This is a genomic window from Pseudomonas sp. P5_B2, from assembly GCF_056400445.1.
On sequence record NZ_JBFULH010000310.1, the window covers coordinates 1 to 4,917 of the forward strand.

The 4,917-nt window shown below is 57.6% G+C and carries 5 protein-coding genes; 1 reads left to right on the forward strand and 4 read right to left on the reverse strand.

What is annotated here, in order from left to right:
- Positions 1-306: 306 nt before the first annotated feature.
- Positions 307-432 carry a hypothetical protein gene (locus AC1DRJ_RS19165; RefSeq protein ID WP_477803533.1) on the forward strand — a complete coding sequence of 42 codons (126 nt, stop codon included), beginning with the start codon at positions 307-309 and terminating at the stop codon, positions 430-432.
- A gap of 57 nt (positions 433-489) precedes the next feature.
- Here AC1DRJ_RS19165 and AC1DRJ_RS19170 read toward each other — a convergent pair whose 3' ends face one another.
- The 4 genes from AC1DRJ_RS19170 to AC1DRJ_RS19185 form a co-directional block, all read right to left on the reverse strand.
- Positions 490-1,278: an SDR family oxidoreductase gene (locus AC1DRJ_RS19170; RefSeq protein WP_477803534.1), complete on the reverse strand. Its 789-nt coding sequence runs from the start codon at positions 1,276-1,278 to the stop codon at positions 490-492.
- 46 nt (positions 1,279-1,324) lie between these two features.
- Positions 1,325-2,872, reverse strand: coding sequence for an amino acid ABC transporter permease/ATP-binding protein (locus AC1DRJ_RS19175; RefSeq protein ID WP_477803535.1), 1,548 nt, complete (start codon positions 2,870-2,872; stop codon positions 1,325-1,327).
- A gap of 64 nt (positions 2,873-2,936) precedes the next feature.
- Positions 2,937-3,731: an ABC transporter substrate-binding protein gene (locus tag AC1DRJ_RS19180; RefSeq protein WP_477803536.1), complete on the reverse strand. Its 795-nt coding sequence runs from the start codon at positions 3,729-3,731 to the stop codon at positions 2,937-2,939.
- Positions 3,732-3,777: 46 nt separating this feature from the next.
- Positions 3,778-4,848: an isopenicillin N synthase family dioxygenase gene (locus AC1DRJ_RS19185; protein WP_477803537.1), complete on the reverse strand. Its 1,071-nt coding sequence runs from the start codon at positions 4,846-4,848 to the stop codon at positions 3,778-3,780.
- Between the last annotated feature and the right edge of the window lie 69 nt (positions 4,849-4,917).

The window sequence follows — 4,917 nt, forward strand, 5'->3', positions numbered from 1 at the left end:
GAGCGTTTGTCTGTGCCACTGGCTCAAAACCATCCCGGATCAACGGTCATGAGTTGTCATGAAATGATAAGGCGTTGTCGCCCAATGAGAGGTTGGCAGACCTGCCGTCGATAAACTCCTTCTCATGGTGTGCGCGACAAGCCCGGCTATTCGGCGTCTCGCAATGCCAAGCCGTATGACCGTCAGTCCTGAAGAGAATAATAATATGTGCATAGAACATTCGGTAATTGCCGAAGGTTGCGACGATAAAGACGTCGAACCAACCCGGTTTCGTAAGTGCTCAACCACCCAGAAGGAGGAGGGCTTATGGACCTTCAAATGACGGTGGCAGATTGGCTGCGCATAGTCATGGCCGGCACCTGCGGACTCGCGCTGTTGACCCTGGTCTTCTGGTGGGATGAGTACCAGATACTTCTGAACCGCCTGATCTGACTCTGCCAGCGACGTTCCTTGTGGACTGAAGGTCGATCGCTGCCCGTGCAGAGAAATTTATTGGCTGGAGCGAATGGCCCCGCCATCCATCAACAGGTTCTGCCCGGTCAGGTAGCCCGCATGACTGCTGCAAACGAAGGCACACAGCGCACCGAACTCCTCGGGTGAGCCGAAGCGCTTGGCAGGAATTTCGTGACGGCATTCATCAAGGAATGCCTCACTGTCTTGCCCCGACTCGTGGGCCGCCGCGACCAGGTTGTCACGCAGTCGATCGGTATCGAAGGAGCCCGGCTGCAGGTTGTTGATTGTCACATTACAACTGGCAATATTTTCTTGCCGGGCAAGCCCTGCGATGAACCCCGTCAGACCACTGCGTGCACCGTTGGACAACCCCAGGCTTTCGATAGGGGACTTCACGGCACTCGACGTGATGTTGATGATTCGACCAAACCCGCGTGTCGCCATGCCGTCTACCGTTGCCTTGATCAGCTCGATAGGGGTCAGCATGTTGGTGTCCAGCGCCTTGAGCCAGGCGTCGCGATTCCATTCGCGAAAATCCCCGGGAGGTGGGCCTCCAGCGTTGTTGATCAAAATATCGAAATGCTCATGGGCCATCAGCGCTGCTGCCCGACCCTCAGGCGTCGAAATGTCTCCGGCGACGGCGATGACCGTCACTTCAGGATTGATCGCTCTGAGCTGACGGGCTGTTTCATTCAGCGTCTGTTCRCCCCGTGCAGTGATCACCACGTTCACGCCTTCATGGACGAGTGCCTGTGCGCAGGCTTTACCCAGACCTTTACTGGCGGCGCAGACCAGCGCCCAGCGTCCGGCGATTCCAAGATTCATGGGTGTTTTCCTGATAGAAGGAAGCTCAAAGAAAGGGGTTGCCGGTTCATGCAAGATCCACCGTTGCAGAGCGGTTTGGCGATGGAGCATCGATGCCCATAAAGCGCCGCACACGCTCACCTTCGGTATCGCAGCGTATGGTTTCAGGCGCGGCATCGAGTTGAATGTTGCCGTTCTCCATGAAAATCACCCTGTCCGAGATCGACATGGCGAAGTCCATTTCGTGGGTCACGATCAGCATGGTCATGCCTTCCTTTGCCAGGTCACGAATCACATTCAGCACGTCGATGACCAGTTCCGGGTCGAGGGCCGAGGTCGGCTCGTCGAACAGCATGATCTGCGGCTCCATCGCCAGGGCCCGCGCGATCGCCACGCGCTGTTGCTGCCCGCCGGAGAGTTGATGCGGGTACTTGTGGGCATGGGCCAGCAGGCCGACCTTGTCCAGCAACGCGTAAGCACGATGTTCACTCAGCTCGCCCGGCTGGCCGTGGTAACGCGGCGCCAGCGTGACGTTGTCGAGAATGGTGCGRTGCGGGAACAGGTTGAAGTTCTGGAACACCATGCCAATGTGGCGCACACCTTTGCGCAAGCGGGAGCTGTTGGGTTTGTCCGACGCCTCGATGAATTGTTCGCCGAACAACAGAATGTCGCCGGTATCGATGGTTTCCAGGCCGTTGACCGTGCGGATCAGCGACGTCTTGCCGGAACCGGATGGGCCAATGATCGAGACCACCTGGCCGTATTCGACCTTCAAGTCGATCCCCAGCAGCACTTTGTGCGTGCCATAACTCTTCTGGATGTTCTTCAGTTGCAGGATAGGCGTCAGGTTCTTGCCCGCTGCTTTGCGTGTGCTGTCGGGCAAGGCTTCGGCGCAGGCCTTGAGCTTGGCCACGGCGGGTGCGTCGAGTGTTTGCGGCTTGCGGAAGTTCAGGTCCAGGTAGCGCTCCAGGCGCTGCAGGAAAAAGCCAAACACTGTAACGATCAACACGTAGTAGACGCCCACCGCCGCCAGGGTCTCCATGACCAGGAAGTTGGTGGCGTAGAGGCGTTGGCCGACGGTGAGAATTTCCGTCAGCGAGATCACCGAGACCAGCGAGGTCAGTTTGACCACCGTGATGTATTCATTGATCAACGTCGGCAGCGAGATACGGAAAGCCTGAGGTATCACGATCAAGCGCTGCATGCCGATCACGCCGACACCCAGCGCGCGCCCGGCTTCTTTCTGGCCCTTGGCCACGGAGATCAGGCCACCACGGTGGATTTCCGCCATGTACGCCGCTTCGGTGACCACCAGGGCCAGCAAGCCGGAGTAGAAGGGGTTGGACAGGATCGGTCCGCTGCCGGGAAACAATTGCGGCAAGTTGTAGACGAAGACCACCAGCACCAGCAACGGGATGCTGCGGAAAAACCAAATGTAAACCGCTGCGGGAATGCGCAACAACGGCGACTGGGACAGCTTGGCCGTGGCCAGGACGAAACCCAGCAGCATGCCGATGAACCAGGCCAAGGCWCTGAGCTGGACCACCGTGACGCAGGCATTCCAGAAGTCTGGCAGGGAGAACAGGGAGAAGAAATACGACCAATCGAATTGCATAGGGCACCTCAATCTGCCGCCCCGATGACGGGGAGGCAGATGACCAAACTACAAGGACACGTTCTTAGTTGGCAGTCGGTTCTTCCAAGGCGTATTTCTTAAGAATAGCGGCGTACTCACCACTCTTCTTGGTCTCCTCGAAGGCCTTTTGCACCGCCTGGAAGGTTTCTTCATTACCTTTCTTGACGAAGATGCCCAGGGTTTGCTGATAGATCGGGTGATCGGTGGTGATCACTACCCGGCCGTTGGTCTTTTCCGCGATCAGTTTTGCGGCACCGGCGATTTCAACCTGGGCCTGAATGTTCTTGGACAACAGGGCTTGGGTCACTTCAGGCGCCGAGGGGTACTCGCTGACGGTGATGGCGCCTTTGTTGTTCGGCACGCAATATTCATCGGACAGTTTGCGGAATTCCTTGACCCAGGTAGTGCCCTGTTCCAGGCCCAGTTTCAAGCCGCACAGGTCCTCAGGTTTTTTCGCATTGATCTCGCTGCCCTTGGGCACCATGACTGCGGCACCGGTGTTGGCATAGGCGATGGTTTGGGCTTGAGTCTGGCGCTCCGGCGTGATGTACATGCCGGAAATGACTGCGTCGTATTTGCCGGAGTTGAGGCCCAGGATCAGGCTCGGGAACTTGGTGTCGACGAACTCCACCTTGGCGTTCATGTGCTTGGCCAGTGCAGCGGCCAGTTCGGGGTCCGAACCGACCACGTTTTTGTCCTTGTCATAGGACTCGAAGGGAGGGTAGGTGATTTCCATGCCGACCTTGAGCGTGTCTGAGGCGGCCATGCTCACCGAGGCACCGAGCATACCGGCTGCCAAAATAGCCAAGCTCAACAGGTTCTTTTTATTGTTTTTCATTTCTTACTGACTCCGGCGTAGGTAAGGGGGTAGCTGAAAACTTCAATCAGGACGGTTGCGCCTGATTTTTCAAATGTCCGAAACTGGCGGGCTTGCGTGCCTTGCCTGGCAGTTGAACTTCCCCATTGGCCACCCTCGCGCGCAGATATTGATACGTCTGCAGTGCCTGGCCATACATGTGTTCGCCGATCGTGATTTCTTCGTAGTCGTTGCCTGCCTGGGCGAACCCGGGCAGCGGTTTGATCTGGGTGTGGTAGTCGCAGGCATAAAACAATGGAAAGGAGTAACGCTCCTCGCGCACGCTGCGGACCCTGTGTGCAGTGGCAACGAACGCGCCTGCGGTCATCACTTCCAGCATGTCGCCGATGTTGACCACAAAGGCATTGGCAATCGGTGGGGCATCGATCCATTGCCCAAGATTGTTCATCACCTCAAGGCCTGGTTTGTCGGCCAGGAGGATGGTGAAGCACTCGTAGTCAGTATGGGCGCCAAGCCCCGGTGCGTCATGGGCGGCACCGTCGAAGGGATAGTGAATCAGGCGCAGCTTGGACGGCGGACGAGTAACAAGGCTGTCGAAATAGTTTTCTTCCAGGCCCAGGGTCAGGGCAAAGCCGCCGAACAGGCGCCTGCCCAAGGCGAAGATCGCTTCATAGTAGGCCTGAACCGACGCCTTGAACCCTGCCAACTGTGGCCAGTCGTTGGGCCCCAGCAATGGGGTGTTCGCCAGCACCAGCGGGTCATCGGCCGGCACTTCGAAGCCGACGTCGAAGGCCTCTTTGTGGTCCGGCTTGCCTTTGGAGTAGACCTCTTCGCCTTCGGGTACAAAGCCCTTGTGGGTTTGTGAAGTGCCGATGTAGTGCTGCATCTTGGTGTCGAGGGGCTGGTCGAAAAAGTCCTTGGCCGCCTTGCGCAGATTGGCGATCAGCTGYGGGTCGATACCGTGATCGGTGATATAGAGGAACCCGACCTCGCTGGCAGCGCGCCCCAATTGTTCGGCCACGGCCAAGCGGTGTTCCAGTTCGAAGCTGAACAGACCGGCAATGTTGACCACCGGAATGCTATCGAAATTGGCTTTGTGTGTGTCAGTGCTGGCGCTGTTGTTTTTATTGTCAGGCATGGCGCATCGGCTCCCTAAGGATGGCTTGAGTGGTGGAAACGGTTGAAGTGTGCTCGCTCGGTCTGACCC

Bases quoted from the DNA above. Each gene is read 5' to 3' on its own strand.
- AC1DRJ_RS19165 (WP_477803533.1), top strand. From the start codon at position 307: ATGGACCTTCAAATGACGGTGGCAGATTGGCTGCGCATAGTCATGGCC.
- AC1DRJ_RS19180 (WP_477803536.1), bottom strand. From the start codon at position 3,731: ATGAAAAACAATAAAAAGAACCTGTTGAGCTTGGCTATTTTGGCAGCC.